Source organism: Arthrobacter sp. CMU6, assembly GCF_059090205.1.
The window spans coordinates 1-17,780 of sequence record NZ_JBNHFL010000029.1; the positions used below are offsets into that span (position 1 = coordinate 1).

Here is a 17,780-nt window from a genome sequence, read left to right on the forward strand (position 1 = left end):
CCGGCCAACCCTCAACCTCGAGACCCCAGCCAACCGGCTCAACCAGCTGCTACAAGCGGCATAACCCCCCGCGTTGCACCGACCAGTTGATTTTGCCCAGCCTTATCCCGCGGTATCTGGACAAAAACTCCAATCCGGGCGGGGTTAGCCGAGCTGCTTGGTGATCTCGGCGGCGCGGTCCGCTGCGGCGCGTGCGCCCGCGGCGATGATGGCCGGCATTCCGCGGTCATCGAACGTGGCGATGGCGCGTTCGGTGGTGCCGTTGGGGCTCGTGACCGCTTTGCGCAGGGCGGCGGGTTCGGCACCGGGTTCCGCCAGCATAAGGCCGGCTCCGGCAACAGTTTCGCGTGCCAGCAGGAGTGCCAGCTCTTCGTCCAGGCCGAGTTCGACGCCGGCGGCGGCCATGGCCTCGGCCAGGTAGAACGCATAGGCCGGACCGGAACCGCTGATGGCGCCGAGCGCGTCAACCTGCTCTTCGGGAATTTCGACGACGGTTCCCACCGCGCCGAAAATGTCTTTGGCCCGCTGGAGCTGCTCGGGTGAGCAGCTGGTGCCTGCGGACACGGAGACCACGCCGCGGCCCAGCTTCGCCGGGGTGTTGGGCATGGTCCGGATCACCGGCTGGCCCGCGGGCAGGGCGGCTTCGAGCTGGGCAATGGAAACGGCTGCAGCAACGCTGATGACGATCGCATCCGGGGAAAGGGATCCGCTGATTTCCCGGGCCAGTTCGGCGATGCCCACGGGCTTCACGCCGAGAATCACGATGCCGGCACCCTTCGCCGCCTGCTTGTTGTTGTCCGGTTCTTCGCTGCCGGCGATGGCCGTGATGCCGGCGTGCCGTTCTGCCAGCTCCGCAGCCCGCTCCGCGCGGCGGACGGTGGCCACGATCTCCATGGGGTCGGTGCCGCCTTCCAGCAGGCCGCCCAGAATGGCCTCGTTCATTGATCCACAGCCAAGGAATGCGATTCGGTTGCTCATTGCTCCATCATTGCAGTTCATCGCGCCGGATGCAGACCGTGCCCATTCACAGGTGGCTCACATGTTGGTCGGAGGATTCACACACCTTCGGCGCCTAACTTAGGTATTACCTCATTGAGGGTGCGAGTGATGAAGCAAGCATGGGGATGCTTGTCTGGCACCGACGGTCTGCAGTGGTTTTGCCCATTTTTCCGCAGCAGGCCGTCGGTGCCTTTGCCTTTTAAGCTTGCGCTCGGCTGCCGACGGATTCCCAGCCGGCTTTCAGGTAAATCCCCCAGAACACCCATACTCCCTCGCTAGAGTCATAAACGCCTCACAGGTGCGAGTGATGGAGCCGGTCCTTCGGGACGGGCGTGGCGCCGGTCGGTTGCAGAAGTGTTCCCCCCAGCTTCTTCTGCGTAACCGGCCGGCGCTTACTCGTTTCAAAGCCGATTAAAGCCAAACCCACAGGGCAGCGCTATGCCCCCTGGCCGGCAGGCAGGACCCTAGATGGCCGGCAGGGCAGAGACCTGGGGAGCCCCAACGTGCGGTGCCGGCTCCAGCGGGCCGTCGAAAACCAGCTGGTCCAGCCGCCGGAGGATGAGGCCCTCGCGCAGCGCCCACGGGCAGATCTTGATTTTCTTGTACTCAAAGAGCTCCAGGGCCGCTTCAGCCACGAGGGCCCCGGCGAGGAGCTGGTTGGCACGCGCCTCGGAGACGCCCGGCAAGTGCAGCCTGTCCTCGGACTTCATGGCGGAGATGCGCTGCGCCCAGATGCCGAGGTCCGCGCGGTTCAGGTCGCGCTTAACGTACGGGCCCGCGGCGCTGGGGGCTGCCCCGGCGATCCGCGCGAGGGAACGGAAGGTCTTGGAGGTGCCTGCCAGGACATTCGCCCTGCCCACCTCGTTGAAGCTGCGGACCACCGGCTTGAGGGTGGTCCGGATGTAGCGGCGCAGTTCCTTGACGCTCTTCGCGGAAGGCGGATCCTCGTGCAGCCAGTCGCGGGTCAGCCGGCTTGCACCCAGGGGTACCGAGGTTGCAAGCTCCGGCAGCTCATCCTGCCCCAGCGCCATTTCGAAGGAACCGCCGCCGATGTCGAAATTCAGGACGGTGCCGGCGCCCCAGCCGTACCAGCGGCGGACGGCGAAGAACGTCATGGACGCTTCCTCGCTGCCGGTGAGCTCCTGCAGCGTCACGGTGGTCTCGTGCTTCACCCGGGCCAGCACCGCAGGTCCGTTGGTGGCCTCACGAATGGCCGACGTACAAAAGGCCAGCAGGTCGTCGGCCTTGTGCCGCGCAGCGAACTCCCAGGCTTCGAGCACGAACTCGGTGAGCTCGTGCTGGCCCGCGTCGGTGATGTTGCCGTCCCCGTCGAGGTACTGCACCAGCGAAAGAGGGCGCTTATGCGAGGCGAACGGCACCGGCCGTGCGCCGGGGTGGGCATCCACCAGCAGGAGGTGGACAGTGTTTGAACCGATGTCGAGGACGCCTAGCCGCATCCTGCCATTATTCCCCCCGCCGGCGCAGCGGACGAAACCCGCCGCCTACATTGCGGGCGTTGTTTTGCGGCGAGCCGCGAGGGGTTACTCGCCTTCGAGGCCCGCGGGGTTGGGGTCGACTTCATCGGCGCGCTTGAAGTCGCGCTTGATGTTGGCGATACCCTCGGGGTTGATCTCGAAGCCGTAGGCCGCGCCCGGGTTGATGACCATCCCCAGCTCATCGCCGATGTTGGCGATGATCGCCGCGCCCTGTGTGCCCAGCACGTTGGGAGCGGCCTCCAGGTACTGCGCGTCCACCCGGCTGGGGTGCGAGAACACGGCGAGGACCGGCTGGCCGTCCGCGTTGCCCAGCACCAGGGGCTCAACCTGCGAGTCCTCGCCCTCGAGCGCGTCGGAGCTGATGATGTAGACCTCGTTGTTGAGGAACGACAGGATCACGTCCACCGGATCGGCGTCGGGCTGGCCGCCCCGGGCCAGCTTCTCTTCCAGGTCGTTCAGCGGCGTGGTGTCTGCGGGTTCCGGCTGTTCAGTCATGCATCTACTCGATCACGTCGCAGGGCACGACGCAATTCTTGCGGCGGGGGAGCTTGTTAAGACCCGTGGGCCCAAGCTCCACCCGCGGCTAGGGCACTACTTCTTCGCGGCAGCCTTCTTGGCGGGAGCCTTGCGCGTGGTGGTCCGCTTGACCGGACCCTTGGCCCGCTTTTCCGCCAGCAGCTCCACGGCCTGTTCCCGGGTCAGCTCCTCCAGCGAGGTGCTGCGCGGCACGGTGATGTTGGTGATGCCATCGGTGATGTACGGGCCGAAGCGGCCCTCCTTCACCACGATGTTCTTCTCCGACACGGGGTCCGGACCGAACTCGGCCAGCGGCGGCACAGCAGCGCGGGCACCACGCTGCTTGGGCTGGGAGTAAATTTCCAGCGCCTGCTCCAGCGTGATGGTGAAGATTTCCTCTTCCGAGCCGATGGACCGTGAGTCCGTGCCCTTCTTCAGGTACGGACCGAAGCGACCGTTCTGCACCGTGATCGGGTTGCCCTCGGTGTCCTGGCCGAGGACCCGCGGCAGGCTCATGAGCTGCAGCGCCTCATCCAGCGTCACGGATTCCACCGTCATCGACTTGAACAGCGAGCCGGTGCGGGGCTTGGCCTTGACAGGCTTCTTCGGCGGCTTGGGCTTGCCGTTCTTGTAGTACTCGACTGGCAGGTTGGCCAGCTGCTCCTCCGTCATCTCCGGGATGATCTCGGTGACGTAGGCGCCGTACCGGCCGTTCTTGGCAACGACCGTGTGGCCGGTGTGGGGATCGGTGCCCAGGACCCGCTCCTCGGGAGCCGCCGTTTCCATGAGCTCCACAGCCTTCGCGGCGGTGAGCTCATCCGGGGCGAGGTCCTCCGGGACGTTGGCGCGGGCGGACTCCACCACTTCGCCGGTCTTGGGGTCCACCGTGGGCAGCGAGCTCTCCAGGTAGGGCCCGAACTTGCCGACGCGCAGCGTGATGCCGTCCGCGATGGGCACGGAGTTGATCTCGCGGGCGTCGATCTCACCCAGGTTGTTCACGATGCTGAGCAAGCCGGGATCGGCATCTTCACCGTAGTAGAAGTGCTTGAGCCAGGCCGCGCCCACAGCCTGGCCGTTGGCGATCTTGTCCAGGTCGCCTTCCATGTCGGCCGTGAACTCGTAGTCCACGTAGTCCGTGAAGTGCTGTTCGAGGAGCCGCACCACGGAGAACGCGATCCAGCTCGGCACCAGCGCTGAGCCCTGTTTACGCACGTAGCCGCGGTCCTGGATGGTCGAGATGGTGGAGGCATACGTGGATGGGCGTCCGATGCCCTTCTTTTCCAGCTCGGCAGTCAGGGAAGCTTCCGTGTAGCGCGGCGGCGGCGAGGTTTCGTGGCCGACCGCGATGATCTCCGAGGCGGTCAGCCCGTCACCCTTTGCGACGTTCGGCAGGCGGCGGGCCTCGTCGGAATCGTCGTCGCCGCGGCTTTCGTCCTTGCCCTCTTCATAGGCGGCCAGGAAGCCGGGGAACGTGATGACCGTGCCGGAGGCGGAGAATTCGGCGTCGCGGCCGTCGGAGGCCACCGCGCCCAGGCGGATGGTGGCCGTGGAGCCCTTGGCGTCACCCATCTGCGAGGCGACGGTGCGCTTCCAGATCAGCTCGTACAGCCGGAACTCGTCGCCGCTCAGCTGCTTGGCAACCTGCGCCGGGGTGCGGAAAGAGTCGCCCGCGGGACGGATGGCCTCGTGGGCCTCCTGCGCGTTGGCTGCTTTGCTGGTGTAGACGCGGGGCGACTGCGGAACGTACTCGGGGCCGTACAGCTCTGCAGCCTGGCGGCGCGCGGCCGTGACGGCCTCGTCGCTCAGCGCCGAGGAGTCCGTACGCATATAAGTGATGTAGCCGTTCTCGTACAGCCGCTGGGCGATCTGCATGGTGCTCTTGGACGAGAACCGCAGCTTGCGGCCGGCCTCCTGCTGCAGCGTGGAGGTGGTGAAGGGCGCTGCGGGGCGGCGCGTGTACGGCTTGGTGTCCACCGAGCGGACGCGGAAATCGGCGTCCTGCAGGGCAGCGGCCAGCGAGGTGGCGAGTTCCTCGTTGAGGTGCGCAACATTGCGCGAGGTGAGTTCGCCGTCGTCGTTAAAGTCCCGGCCGGTGGCCACCTTGGCACCGTCAACGGCGGCGAGCTTGGCTTTGAAGGAGCCGGCATCGGCACCGAACTGCCCGGTCAGGTCCCAGTAGGACGCGGACCTGAACGCCATGCGCTCCCGTTCGCGGTCCACCACCATGCGCGTGACCACGGACTGCACACGGCCGGCGGACAGTCCGCGCGCCACCTTGCGCCACAGCACCGGGGAGATCTCGTAGCCGTAGAGGCGGTCCAGGATGCGGCGGGTTTCCTGCGCGTCAACCAGGGCGGCGTCGACGTCGCGCAGGTTGTCCATGGCCCGGTGGATGGCTTCCTTGGTGATCTCACCGAAGGTCATCCGGTAGACGGGGACCTTCGGCTTCAGGACCTCCAGGAGGTGCCACGCGATGGCTTCGCCCTCGCGGTCCCCATCGGTTGCGAGGTAGAGCGCGTCGGCGTCTTTGAGCTGGGCCTTGAGCTCGGCCACCTTTTTCTTCTTGTCCGGGGAGACCACGTAGTAGGGCTTGAAGTCGTTTTCGACGTCGACGGCGAACTTGCCGAGGGAGGTCTTCTTCAGGTCCGCGGGGAGCTCGGACGGCTGCGGCAGGTCGCGGATGTGACCGATGGAGGCCTCAACAATGAAGCCCTCGCCCAGGTACTTGGCGATGGTCTTGCTCTTGGCCGGAGACTCCACAATCACGAGTTTCTTGCCGGTTTTGGCCTTGCTTGGCACAGTGCTCCTACAGAAAAAGGTTGCTCGGGCAGATCAGCCCATATTGGCCTAGTTCACCATATTTTGCAGAATTCTGCGCTGTCATGTGGAAAACGGTGGCCCCCATCACGGCCGGAACCGCCGGCCGCCCGGCCGGGTCCCGGCGGGGCAGCATAGGCCGGTCCCCCCGCACCCGTCAGGTGCCGCCGTGGCCGCCGGATGCCCCCGGCAGGGTGCGGTCGTCCGGAATCATGGACCACATGGTGGCGATCCGCTCGGCACCCGGCGGGATGTGGTTGGGATCGTCCAGCTCATAGTTCCGGAGCAGCTCAAACACCCTTTCGGTCAGCTCTCCGCGCTGCTCGGGAGTGAGGTAAAGAAGGTTGCTGGCGAGCAGCACCGCCGGCGGCGGCTCCCCGGACTCACCGCTTTGCCGCTGTTCTTCCCGGGCACGGGCGTAGGCGCTGGCGCGGCGGCGGAACGCATCCAATTCGAGGTCGATCACCGCAAAGTCCGGGCCGGCCACTGCCCCGCCCGAGTTGATTGCAAAATCAGTGCCCGCCGCCTTCCACCGGCGTTCCCGGGCGTCGGCCGACGCCTCGGCCGGAACCACGATGCCCCATTTCTGCAGCGCCCGCAGGTGGTAGCTCATCGCGCTGGGGGTGAGTCCTGTCTGCTGGGCCAGTTCCGTGGCCGTGCGGCTGGACTGTGTGGAGTACAGCTCGGAAATGACCTCCAGCCGAGCGGCGTGGGCCAGGGCCCGGATCGCCTTGGGATCGGTGATTTCCACCTTCTTTTCCGGCCGGTTCCTGCGCCGCGCCCCGGCTTCCGGCGGCTTCGCGGCGGCTGCCGCCGGCGGGGTTTCCGCTGGTTCCGGCGACGGCGTATCAGTGCTCACTTCATCAGTCTACGCAGCACGGATGAACTTCTGAAAGGAGTGTTTGATATCCCCGGTGCCGGGCAGCCGGCTTGCCTAGGAAATAGTAAGCATGCTTTGCTTACTTCCGTAAACAGACCTCCCGCAAGCAGTTCGCGGCGGGGCCGCCAGCGTTGGCGGTCCCGTGAGAAGCCCAAAGGATGACCATGATTACCCTCGACGAAGACGCTTTGACCCCGGCAGCCCAGACTGCCGGCCACTGGACGGGTGGAAACCCGGATAGCGGCACCGCCATCTCTGGCTCGCTGCTGGGGGCAACCGGTGCCCCGCAGCACTGCCGGCGGCCGATGAAGCGCCTGGATCAGGAGTTTTCCCTGGAGATGGCCATCAGGGTGGACGGCCAGCGCCTGATCCGCTCCGTAAAGGCCGTTAGTGCTGCCGATGCTGTGACCTACCGCTGCATGTGCGGCTTCACCATGGACGTCCCAGCCCCCGGGATGGACCGGGCCGCAGCCAACTGACAGCACCTCCGCGTTCCCAAAGCGAACGTACACTTGAGCACCCCCGCCGGGGCCGGAAGTGTCCGTTCGCGCTTCGCGTCGGGCGGGTCAGTCCGGATCCGCAGGCAGCAGGAATCCGTCCCGGACCAGATTGGCCACTTCGGTGAGCAGGCCGCTGCGGAAAGCATCGCCGTCGAACCCCTCCGTCCCGCCCAGCAGCGCCTCAAGGGCGCCAATAATCTGTCCGGCGGTCAGGTCGCCGTCGCACGCGGAGACAAAGCCCGCCAGTTCGGTGCTCAGCAGGTTGGTGCGGCGGAGGCCGGCCCCCTGGCGCAGCAGGATGACGCCGGGGTGTTCGGCGCCGGGGCGCTGGTGGCGCTCCTCGGTGACGTCCTCGGCCACGAGCAGGTGGGCGGCGGAGATGTCGTGGGCCGCCAGCCAGTCGGCGCGTTCCACCGCTGCCCCGAGATGCGGCCCCACCGGCTGTTCAATCGGATAGGTGATCTCCTCAAACCGGCGGATCCGCCGCCCACCGGCCGGCCGGCGCAGGAAGACCATGCCAAAGCCGATCCCGCCGACATTCCGCGACGCGAAGTCCGCCAGGTACGCGGCATAGGCCTCCTGGTAGCGCCGGCGGTCACGGGTTTCCGAGGCATCCTGCAGCCAGGTCTCGGCGTACTGTTCCGGCCCCACCTGTTCGCGCTGGATGAACCACGCGTCCGTGTCCGGACCGGCCCAGCTTTGCGGCCGCTCATCCCACGCCGAGCCCTCCGGGATCTCCCAGTTGCCCAAAAGCTGGGCCGTTCCGCCGGGGACGAGCACATCAGGCAGGGTGCGGATGAGCGAGGCCACGATGTCGTCCCCCGGCAGGCCGCCGTCGCGGTACGTGAACTGGCTGGCCGCGGCCTCACCCGCGGTGCGCGGCGTGATGACGAACGGCGGGTTGGACACGACGAGGTCAAAAGCCTCGCCGGCAACAGGCTCGAGGAGCGACCCGAGCCTCAGGCTCACCCGCTCTGCAGGCCGCGCCGGATCAATGGCCAGGGCCTCGGCATTGAGCAGGAGGTTGAAGCGTGTGAACGCGAGGGCGCGCTCCGAGATGTCCGTGGCGGTGACGTGGCCGCAGTGCTGTAAAAGATGGAAGGTCTGAATGCCGCAGCCGGTGCCCAGGTCCAATGCCCGTTTGACCTGACGGCGGATGGCGGTCTGGACAAGGGTGGTGGATGCCTGCCCGATGCCCAGCACGTGGTCGTGCCTGAGGACGCCGGGCCGCTGGTGAGCAGCGAGGTCGCTGGCCACCCAGATCTCCACCCCGCCATTCCCGTCCGCGTCCCAGCCGTAGGGGCGCAGGTCCGCTTCGGCGGCAACGCCGGTCCCCGTGACCCTCGCCAACCCAAGCGCCGCCAGGCCTTCGGCGCGGGTCCGCGGCAGCGCGCCGTCGAGCACCGCGGCTTCCTGCGGAACGGCCAAGAGCCAGAAACGCACGACGGCGGCCAACGCTGCGGTGCGCGGCTCGCCGGCGGCTGCTGCTTCCGTCGCGATCAATGCAGGGATGAGCTGGTCCCGGTTCAGGGCCGCGTACGCGGATGCCCCCAGCAGTTCCGCGACCCCCTCCAGGGTGTAGCCCACCTCGCGGAGGTCCGCGGCCAGGGCCTGCAGGAGGTCGGGCAGGTCGCTGCGGGGCGCGTCGGGAGTGTTGCCGGCGGTGAAGTGCGTTGGTTCGGTCACCGGCCAAGTCTATTTCCCGGCCATGCGTGCGTGCCGGTCCTTTCCGTCTCCTCCGGATCCGGACTACGCCGGCATGGCGTGTGCGGCCCCGTTACCGCCGATGCCTGATTATTGTCCCTGCCTGAAGCTACAGTGGGGCCATGCTCGGAACCCAGGCGGTGGTGGCCGATCCCGATTGGCTGCGGTACGCGGCGGCCTTCGCACCGCTGCTTGCCGCCGTCATTGCTGCCTGGATCGCGTGGCGCACACTCGCACAGCGCCGCGAGGCGGACCGGCGGGACCAGTGGTGGCAGCGGACGCAATGGGCCATCGACCTTGCCATGGACCGGGACTTCAGCAGGGCCATTGTTGGCCTGGTTGCGCTGAAGCACCTGGCGGCCAGCGATCTGTGCACCGACGAGGACTACGAGATGCTGGACAAGATCGGAGGCGCCAAGATCGATGCCCTGACCCTGTCCGAGGAGAGCGCCCGGCGGGAGGCCCCGAAACCGCAGCCCACGGAATCTCGGGCCCCACATCATGAAGCTGCGGCACCGCGGGCCACGCAGCAGGGAACGGCCGTGCCGCCCGACGCCGCGGCACGGACCATTCCCGTGACCCTGAAGTCCCGGGGCGAGCGGGTGCTGGCGACCTCCGCAGGCATGGCCAAGGCGCTGGCTGAGGCGGACAGACTTGTCTCTTTTGTGGCCACGCTGCGGAGCGGGAGCAGGGGGACGGAACCCGGCGGCACCTCAAACAGGTAAGTTTGAAGTCATGGCTGAACGTTGTCCCTTGATTTCCCGTGCCTTCGGCGGGGCGGCGGCGTCCGCCGTCATGCTGCTGGCGGCTACTGCCTGCTCCCCCGTAGTGTCGATCGAAAATGCCGATGTTCCGCAGTGGCGGGCCACCGCGCTGCCCTCCGACGGCCGAGCAGTGCTGGAGGACTCCGGCAAGATCCTCAGCCGGGACAGGACCATCCAGGCGGCGGCCAGCGTCCCGGCGGGTGACTACACACTGACTATTACCTGCGACGGCGGCGGCAAGGCCTTCTTCGCCGTGACGCTCGCCGGCAAGGAACTGACGGAAGCCGGAGCGGCATGCAACGGCAGCCGCGAAACCGCGGCGATCACCGTATCGAAGGCCGGGCCGATGGAGATCAGCGCCTCCAGCGTGGACGCACCGCTCCTGTACGCCTACCACCTGGTTCCGGCGCCTTAACGGCGCGCCAAAACGGGCCACAAGGGCGGCGAAGGCTCCCGGATCTCGCGGCTCCGGGCCGGCCGGGGAATTTTTTCCCGACGGATTGCCATCTGTACCGGTGCCACCGGCAGGCTTAAAGTCGGGGTATGCCCATGGTGCGGATCGCCTCCGCGCATTTTTTCCTGGGGCGCGCGCAGCGCACGCTTTGGCTGCGGGCGCCGGCAGCCGCCGCCGTGCCCTTCTTTGTGCTGGCGGCAGCCGTTCTGGGCGGCTGCGAATACAGCTACGACGACGGGCGGGGCGAGCTTCCGGCTGCTGCCCCTGTGGTGACGGATCCCGTGCTGCCGCGCGATCCGCTGGAGAACGAGCCGGTGTCGGGTCACGAGCTCACGGAGTGGGCGAAGGACGTCCTGCCCGACGCCGAGGGACAGGTCTTCCACACAAGCTACGGCAGCGTTGCCAGGGGCCGAAGCAAGACAGAATCCACCAGGCAGCTGCCGGACGGCACGTACTCCCTCACCCTCGCGTGCCGGAGCGAGCGGCGGGTCTCGTTCACAGTCCGCGACGCAGAGTTCGCCCTCGTGGACCTGAGCCTCCGGTGCGGCACATCGCGCGCCAACGTGGTGCACCTGTCCGAGGACTCCGTGCTTAAGGTGACGGTGGAGGCACGGTCGGACGCCAACTTCGCCTACCGGATCAGCCGGATCTGACGCTGCGGCCAACACGCCGCCAGGCCTGGACTGCGGGGGCAGCCGTTCCTTCTGTTCAGCCGGCAGCCGCTAAGGCTCCTGCTCAGGCGGCGGCGCAGCCGTCAGGGCAGCGCAGGGTTTCGGGATCGGCCGCGCACGCCGCGCAATACAGCGTGAGCGTGCGGCAGCTGGGGTTCGAGCAGTTCTCGAACTTGTTCGTGGGCGCCTCGCACCGGACGCACTGGCCGATGGTCTTGGCGTCCTCACTGAACTCGAGGTGCATGCGCTTGTCGAAAACGTAGAGGGACCCTTCCCAGAGGCCCTGGTCCTTGAACTTTTCCCCGTAGCGCACGATGCCGCCGTCCAGCTGGTACACCTCTTTGAAGCCGCGGTTCACCATGAGGCTGGACAGCACCTCGCAGCGGATGCCTCCGGTGCAGTAGGTGACGACCGGCTGGTCCTTCAGATGGTCGTACTTGCCGGAGTCGAGTTCGGTGATGAAGTCGTGGGTGGTGGCGACGTCAGGGACAACGGCGTCCCTGAACTTGCCGATCTGTGCTTCAAACGCGTTGCGGCCGTCAAAGAACACGACGTCCTGGCCGCTGGCCTTCTTCGCGTCGACGAGGTCGTGGAGTTCCTCGGGCTTGAGATGGGTGCCGCCTCCCACAACGCCTTTCTCGTCTACCTTCAGCTCACCGGGCGCACCGAACGAAACGATCTCGTCGCGGACCTTGACGCTCAGGCGGGGGAAGTCCTCGGCGCCCCCATCGGACCATTTGACGTCGACGCCATGGAAGCCCTTGTATTCACGGGTGGTTTTCACGTACTGCTTCACGGCCCCGATCTCCCCGCCGACGGTGGCGTTGATGCCGTCCCTGGAGATGAGGATCCGCCCGGTCAGGCCGAGCTTTTCGCATAGAGCTCGCTGCCAGAGCCGGACAGCGTCCGGGTCTGCGATGGGGGTAAAGCCGTAAAAGAGTACGATTCGGTTCAAAGCCACGTATTTAAGGGTACTTGGTGGCCGCCGGGGACGGATTCGTGCCGGGGAACAGCCTCCTATCACAATTGCATAAGCAAGCCCCAAAGCCCTGTTGCTTATGACAGCGCTGGAATACTCTCATCACATGACGCCAGAAGCCATGGTTGGAGACATCACTCATCTGCTTGAAGTCTGGGTAGCCGGCTGGGCTGCCTGCCGGGGCTATGAGACGCGCACCGAGGGACGGTTCCCCGCAGCCTTGCGTGCGGACACGACCGGGGACTGGGAATACTTCGCCTCCGATCCGACGGACGCGGAATTCGCTGACCTGGCGGCAAAGACTGCCGAGGCCCCCAAACGCGTCCTGACAATCCTGACCAATGATGTGGGCCGCTACAAGCTCTTGGCTGAGCAACACAACCTCAACGCCACGTCAGCGACCCAGACCATGATGGTCGTGGACATGGAAACCCAGGACTCCGAGGACCCGTGGCTCTCGGACGACGACCTGTCCCTGAAAACGTGGGAGTCCGACGGTGTCCACTTCGCCGAAGTGCGCTCGGGCGACACCCTGGCGGTGAGCGGCCGCGTGGTGGTCATTAACGGCACCGCGGTGTTCGACAAGATCGTCACCGAACCCTCCTTCCAGCGCCGGGGCCTGGGTAGCTTCATCATGAAGGCGCTGGCGGCGCAGGCGTTCTCCCACGATGTGGAGGACGGACTTCTGCTGGCCTCCCTCGACGGACAGAAGCTGTACTCGCATCTGGGCTGGTCCTCGGTGTGTCACGTGCTGATGCTCTCCGCCTCCGACGAGGGCTCCGACCTCTCCGTGGTCTGACCCTTCCGGCCTTCCTCCTCCCGGGTTCCGTAGCCGGTCAGCTGTTCTGTGCCGTTCGCTGTTCTGTGCCGTTCAGGTGTTCTGTGCCGTTCGCTATTCTGTCGCCGTTCAGTTGTTCTGTGCCGGCGATTTTTGCCCGGATGAAAGAATGTTGGGGTGAACCCCCATGACTCGCTGATTCCGTTGCTGGGCCGCGGCCCGGACCCGGAGCAGCTCCGGCATGTGCGGACTATTCCAGCGCGCGCCGCCGTGCACGAACCATGGCCGGACTGGGCCCACCCGGATCTGGTCGCGGCCTACGGCAAACTCGGCATCCACCAGCCCTACCAGCACCAGATCAAGGCAGCAGCCATCGCCCACGGCGGCAGTCACGTGGTGATCGCCACCGGCACGGCATCCGGAAAATCCCTGGCCTACCAGTTGCCGGCGCTCGACGCGATTCACCGGTCAGAGCTCCGCGTCATGGCGGACCCCGGAAAAATCCACGACGACGGCGCCGTGACGCTGTACCTGTCGCCCACCAAGGCGCTGGCGGCAGACCAGCTCGCAGCCATTAGGTCCCTGAACCTGCCAACCGTCCGGGCCGAAACCTACGACGGCGACACCGATCAGGCCTCCCGCCGCTGGATCCGCGACCACGCGAACTTCATTCTGGCCAACCCCGACATGCTGCACTTCGGCATCCTGCCCAACCACGCCTGGTGGGCCGGGTTCTTCCGGCGCCTGCGCTACGTGATCGTGGACGAGGCCCACAGCTACCGCGGCGTTTTCGGCTCCCACGTGGCCAACTTGATGCGCCGGCTGCGGCGCATCTGCGCCTACTACGCGGCCGATGGCAACAGTGCCGGACCGGTCTTCATTGCTGCGTCCGCCACCGCTTCCGAGCCAGAGAAGTCCTTTGGCCGGCTCATTGGCGCCGCGGTCCAAGGAGTCTCGGAAGACTCCTCGCCGCACGGATCCACGACAGTGGCATTCTGGGAACCGGCGCTCAGCGAGGTGCGCGGTGAAAACGGCGCCAAGGAACGCAGGACGGCGGTGGCCGAGACCGCCGACCTTCTCGCGAACCTTGTCTCGTCACGGGTCCGGACCATCGCGTTCATCAAGTCCAGGCGTGGCGCCGAAACCATCTCTTCCATCACCAAACGGCTTCTTGACGAAGTCGACCCCAGCCTGCCGCAACGCGTGGCGGCCTACCGTTCAGGATACCTCCCGGAGGAACGCCGTGCTCTGGAAAGGGCACTGCGGACCGGCCAGTTGCTTGGCATATCCAGCACTTCGGCCCTTGAACTGGGGATCGACATCTCTGGGCTCGACGCGGTGCTGGTGGCTGGCTGGCCCGGCACCCGGGCGTCCCTCTTCCAGCAGATCGGCCGCGCGGGCCGCGCCGGACAGGACGCCATCGCCGCCTTCGTGGCCAGCGACGATCCCCTGGACACGTACCTGGTCAATCATCCGGAGGCCATCTTCGACGTGTCCGTCGAGGCCACGGTCTTTGATCCGTCCAATCCCTATGTGCTTGGCCCGCACCTCTGTGCAGCTGCCGCCGAGCTGCCGCTTGGCGTGGCCGAGCTGCCGCTGTTCGGAGCCACTGCAGAGAAACTCCTGGGGCAGCTGGTGACACAGGGGTACCTGCGGCGGCGCCCTGCCGGCTGGTTCTGGACACACCCGCAGAGCGCGGCCGCCATGGTGAACTTGCGGGCCGACGGCGGCGGACCAGTCAGCATTGTGGATGCCGACACCGGCTCGCTGCTGGGAACCATGGGTTCGCCGCAGACGCACTATCAGGCCCATACCGGGGCAGTGTATGTCCACCAGGGTGACAGTTACGTGGTGGAGGATCTGAACGAGGACGACCACTGCGTGGTGGTACGCCGGGCCAACCCCGACTACTACACCACAGCCCGGGACGTCACGCAGATCGAGGTCCTCGAGACGCAGCGGACTGCGCAGTGGGGCGATGTCGCTGTCCACTTCGGCGACGTCAAGGTCACTACTCAAGTCGTCTCTTTTCAGCGGAAGGCCCTGATTTCCAATGAAGTCCTGGGTGAGGAACCGCTCGATCTGGGAGCCCGGGACCTGTTTACAAAGGCCGTGTGGTTTGTGGTGGAAAACCGGTCACTCACAGGCGCCGGACTCATCGAAGCCCAGTTCCCCGGCGCCCTCCACGCGGCAGAGCACGCCGCCATCGGACTGCTGCCGCTTGTTGCCTCGAGCGACCGCTGGGACATCGGCGGGGTCTCAACCGCAATCCATGCCGACACCGGCGTGCCGACGATTTTCGTGTACGACGGGCACCCAGGCGGTGCCGGTTTTGCCGAGCGGGGCTTCGAGAAAGCCAAGGTGTGGCTCTCAGCCACGCGAGACGCGATCGAGGCCTGCGAGTGCGAATCCGGATGCCCCTCCTGTGTCCAGTCGCCGAAATGCGGCAACAAGAACAACCCGTTGGACAAGGACGCGGCGGTCACGCTGATAGATGTCCTGCTGAGGGATGCGCCGGACGCGCCGGCGCCACAGGATTCCACGGCGGTCGCACCGGCACCGGCACCGGCACCGGCACCGGCACCGGCACCGGCACCGGCACCGGCACCGAACGCAGTTTAGGGTGCAAGCGCCGACCTGATGACGCCGGGGCGGGCGAGGAACCGGTCCCCGAACAGTGAAGCTCAGCTGCCTACTAACCGTGTGGCCTTTTGGAGTTCCGTGCTCTTTTGGAGCTCCGCCCTTCCATGAACCTTGAGGAGCCCCCGCCGGGTCTAGGGCGGCGGCGGGCCCGCCCTGGCGCGGCCGGTGGCGACGCCCAGGAGCGGCCCAGCGGACAACTCAGTGCTGACTTCGACGGACTGGTCGCCTCCCGCGGTGCAGCTGACGAGCGTTGCCTTGTGGCGGGCGGCCACAGCGGCGGCCACAACGCAAGGCTCCCCGGCTGAAACACCACGGAGCGCATCAGCGGCGGCCAGAGCAGCGAGGTCGGCGGATGCAGCGGCCCTCGACGCCCCAGCCGACGCCTGCGCCAGCAACAGGAGCAGCGACATGACCATGACAACCACCATGCCCAGCCCCACGGCCAGCACAGTGCCCGATCCGCGTTCGGATTCATCTCCGGACCACGCACTTCTGCGCTGGCCGTGGAGACGTTGACGCTGCCGGCTCACAGTGGCCTCCCGGCGGTCATGGTGTCTCGATCCCCTGCCAGTGCCGCTTGCGCCGGGGGGTCCGTTTCCGAAAGCGGCGCCGATGATGCCGTTTCGCTGCGTGCTTCTGCCCTGGCTGTCAGCGTCCACGGCACCATGCGGCCCAGCGGTCCCGCGGCCCGGTCCGACACTGTGACACTCATCCATTCGCCGCCGGGCACCACCGCCGACGAGGCTGAGGGGCCCGCCAGCTTCCGGACGATACCGCTGACGGCGGCGGGGTCTTCACCCCTCGCGAGTGCCCTGGCGCCAGCCCGGGCCGCATCCTCCAGCCGCAGCTGGGTGATTCCCGCCGCAGACCCCGCCAGCAGCATCGCCAGAAGCATCAGGACCGCCGGAAGAGCCACCGCAATTTCCGCGGTCACTGCGCCGCGGCTGTTTCCGTGGTGGTTCCCGGCGCCGCGGGCCTTCCCCTGACCCCGGCTGCCGGCCTTGCGTCCGGATGAGTTCCCGTGCTGCCGGCAGGACTCAAGTCCGGCCGCCGTAAGGGTCCGCGGAGCGGGTTTCACGGCAGGGCCAGCGCCGTACGAATCAGGTTGAGCAGGAAGCCACGGACTTCGTCGCTGCGAAGGATGAACACCAGGAGCCCGGCGAAGCCCACCGCCGCCAGCGTGGCGATGGCGTATTCGGCGGTCGCCATGCCGGCTTCCGTCCCCATGAGACGCCTGCGTGACCGGGGTTTCACCCGTGGCGCCATGCTGGCGCCGGGGTAGATCTCCCGCACGTCGGCTTCTTCGAAGTCCTGGCGCAGGGGCCGGGCGGCTTCGCCCGGACGGTGTTGGTTCAGCGACATGAATCTTCCTTTCTGGAGTTCCGGCGAACTGCCGGTGCATTCGACTCTCCCGTCCGCCGTCCGGACCGGTAAGGCCTGAACATGCCTAAGTGGAAAAGCAGACCGACCGGCCGCTTGTGGAGGGAAAGTGCCGGTGTATCCGCAGCGGTCGCGCCGGCGTGGCTGCGCACATGCGCCCTGAAAAAGTGCCAGCTGCAAAGGCATGGCGGTGCGAAGAGCTTGCGGTGGGGACCGGTCTTGGCGGGGGGAAAAGGTGCCAGCCCGCCAGGTCCTGCGACCGGAAAAGGACGTGCGGGAAACACGCGTGGGGGAAACGGACAATGCGGGAAACGCACGTGCCGGAGACGGTCCGGGATACACACGTGAGGGAAACGGACACACGAGAAAGGGGCAGGCTTCAGGAAACGAGGTGCCAACCCACGAACCTGCGGCGCAGGAGAATGCGGTGCAGGCACCCGGGTCACCAAGGCTCAGCTGTCCGGAGCGACTCAACTGTTTGTGGATCTCAGCGGTTCGAGAAAATCAACTGCCCGAAGGAATCAGGGCAAGCAGCACTGGAACGACCCCCAGGCATATGAAGGCGGGCAGTGAACAAAGCCCCAACGGAACCACCAGTTTGACCCCGAGGGAAGCCGCGCGCTTCTCCGCGGCCCGGAAGCGTTCCCGCCTCATTCTGGCGGCCTGGGCATAAAGGATGGACGACGAAGGCGCACCGGTCAGCGCGGCGAAACCCAAAGCGTCCCGGAGGGCCAATATTTCCGGTGAGCGTACGTCCGAGCTCCGCCAGGCCGTCTCCCAGTCGGCACCAATGGACAAGGCGCCCACAACGGGCCGCAGGGCACGACCATGTTCGGGTGAGGCCACGGACGCCACCAGCTCCAGCGCTCGTCCGATACCCGCACCTGCATGGAGCATGGCGGCAATCAGCTCCAGCATCATGGCAGTATCCCGCAATCCCGGTGACTGCCCGGAGCGGCCCTGAGAGGGGTCGTCGTTTCCATCCGCGCCGCTGCCCGCTGCCAGGCGGCTCCGGCGCAGGAGCCCTGATCTCGCCTGAGCGGTTCCGCCAAAGACAAGGCCTGCGGCGGCCGCAAGCGCCAGGGAGATGAGGACGGCAGCAAAAACCGACCCGCTCATTGGCCTGATCCGGTCGTGCATATGCGGCCCTGCCGGCAGGCCCCCACGCCGGGGCAACCCTGCCGACAGGCCTTCATGCC

17 protein-coding genes are annotated in these 17,780 nt (G+C 66.7%); 6 read left to right on the plus strand and 11 right to left on the minus strand.

The features are described from left to right. Positions 1-144 precede the first annotated feature (144 nt). The 5 genes from proC to AC5RWD_RS18210 all read right to left on the minus strand — a co-directional run bounded on the left by proC (position 145) and on the right by AC5RWD_RS18210 (position 6,687). On the minus strand, positions 145-978 hold the full coding sequence (gene proC / locus AC5RWD_RS18190) for a pyrroline-5-carboxylate reductase (protein ID WP_494021349.1): 834 nt from the start codon (positions 976-978) through the stop codon (positions 145-147). A 485-nt stretch (positions 979-1,463) separates the two neighbouring features. Then, on the minus strand, positions 1,464-2,456 hold the full coding sequence (locus AC5RWD_RS18195; protein ID WP_494021350.1) for a Ppx/GppA phosphatase family protein: 993 nt from the start codon (positions 2,454-2,456) through the stop codon (positions 1,464-1,466). 84 nt (positions 2,457-2,540) lie between these two features. Then, positions 2,541-2,990, minus strand: coding sequence for an SseB family protein (locus AC5RWD_RS18200; protein ID WP_494021351.1), 450 nt, complete (start codon positions 2,988-2,990; stop codon positions 2,541-2,543). A 96-nt stretch (positions 2,991-3,086) separates the two neighbouring features. Next, positions 3,087-5,810 carry a type I DNA topoisomerase gene (gene topA, locus AC5RWD_RS18205; protein ID WP_494021352.1) on the minus strand — a complete coding sequence of 908 codons (2,724 nt, stop codon included), beginning with the start codon at positions 5,808-5,810 and terminating at the stop codon, positions 3,087-3,089. Positions 5,811-5,985: 175 nt separating this feature from the next. After that, on the minus strand, positions 5,986-6,687 hold the full coding sequence (locus AC5RWD_RS18210) for an ArsR/SmtB family transcription factor (RefSeq protein ID WP_494021353.1): 702 nt from the start codon (positions 6,685-6,687) through the stop codon (positions 5,986-5,988). A 185-nt stretch (positions 6,688-6,872) separates the two neighbouring features. Here AC5RWD_RS18210 and AC5RWD_RS18215 point away from each other — a divergent pair, with 185 nt between their 5' ends. Next, entirely contained in the window at positions 6,873-7,187 is a 315-nt protein-coding gene (locus tag AC5RWD_RS18215) for a hypothetical protein (protein ID WP_494021354.1), read from the plus strand. 87 nt (positions 7,188-7,274) lie between these two features. On the opposite strand, the gene AC5RWD_RS18220 is transcribed toward AC5RWD_RS18215, so the two are convergent. After that, complete coding sequence (locus AC5RWD_RS18220; protein WP_494021355.1) at positions 7,275-8,894, minus strand: DUF7059 domain-containing protein; 1,620 nt, start codon at positions 8,892-8,894, stop codon at positions 7,275-7,277. A 140-nt stretch (positions 8,895-9,034) separates the two neighbouring features. On the opposite strand from AC5RWD_RS18220, the gene AC5RWD_RS18225 reads away from it, so the two are divergent. From AC5RWD_RS18225 to AC5RWD_RS18235, 3 genes are all read left to right on the plus strand, one after another. Continuing rightward, on the plus strand, positions 9,035-9,637 hold the full coding sequence (locus AC5RWD_RS18225) for a hypothetical protein (protein WP_494021356.1): 603 nt from the start codon (positions 9,035-9,037) through the stop codon (positions 9,635-9,637). Positions 9,638-9,647: 10 nt separating this feature from the next. Next, on the plus strand, positions 9,648-10,091 hold the full coding sequence (locus AC5RWD_RS18230) for a DUF6023 family protein (RefSeq protein WP_494021357.1): 444 nt from the start codon (positions 9,648-9,650) through the stop codon (positions 10,089-10,091). 128 nt (positions 10,092-10,219) lie between these two features. Next, on the plus strand, positions 10,220-10,783 hold the full coding sequence (locus AC5RWD_RS18235; RefSeq protein ID WP_494021358.1) for a DUF6023 family protein: 564 nt from the start codon (positions 10,220-10,222) through the stop codon (positions 10,781-10,783). A gap of 82 nt (positions 10,784-10,865) precedes the next feature. Here the strand turns inward: AC5RWD_RS18235 and trhO are convergent, their stop codons facing one another. Next, on the minus strand, positions 10,866-11,762 hold the full coding sequence (gene trhO / locus AC5RWD_RS18240) for an oxygen-dependent tRNA uridine(34) hydroxylase TrhO (protein WP_494021359.1): 897 nt from the start codon (positions 11,760-11,762) through the stop codon (positions 10,866-10,868). Between the two features lie 124 nt (positions 11,763-11,886). On the opposite strand from trhO, the gene AC5RWD_RS18245 reads away from it, so the two are divergent. Next, a complete protein-coding gene (locus AC5RWD_RS18245) occupies positions 11,887-12,579 on the plus strand; it encodes a GNAT family N-acetyltransferase (RefSeq protein WP_494021360.1) in 693 nt (230 codons plus the stop codon). 156 nt (positions 12,580-12,735) lie between these two features. Continuing rightward, positions 12,736-15,180, plus strand: a complete 2,445-nt coding sequence (locus AC5RWD_RS18250) for a DEAD/DEAH box helicase (protein ID WP_494021361.1) — start codon at positions 12,736-12,738, stop codon at positions 15,178-15,180. Positions 15,181-15,332: 152 nt separating this feature from the next. Here the strand turns inward: AC5RWD_RS18250 and AC5RWD_RS18255 are convergent, their stop codons facing one another. From AC5RWD_RS18255 to AC5RWD_RS18270, 4 genes are all read right to left on the minus strand, one after another. After that, on the minus strand, positions 15,333-15,731 hold the full coding sequence (locus AC5RWD_RS18255) for an Rv3654c family TadE-like protein (RefSeq protein ID WP_494021362.1): 399 nt from the start codon (positions 15,729-15,731) through the stop codon (positions 15,333-15,335). Then, on the minus strand, positions 15,728-16,135 hold the full coding sequence (locus tag AC5RWD_RS18260; protein WP_494021363.1) for a TadE family type IV pilus minor pilin: 408 nt from the start codon (positions 16,133-16,135) through the stop codon (positions 15,728-15,730). Before AC5RWD_RS18260 ends, AC5RWD_RS18255 begins: the two co-directional genes overlap by 4 nt. A gap of 140 nt (positions 16,136-16,275) precedes the next feature. Next, positions 16,276-16,563: a DUF4244 domain-containing protein gene (locus AC5RWD_RS18265; protein WP_494021364.1), complete on the minus strand. Its 288-nt coding sequence runs from the start codon at positions 16,561-16,563 to the stop codon at positions 16,276-16,278. A gap of 522 nt (positions 16,564-17,085) precedes the next feature. Next, complete coding sequence (locus tag AC5RWD_RS18270) at positions 17,086-17,700, minus strand: type II secretion system F family protein (protein WP_494021365.1); 615 nt, start codon at positions 17,698-17,700, stop codon at positions 17,086-17,088. Between the last annotated feature and the right edge of the window lie 80 nt (positions 17,701-17,780).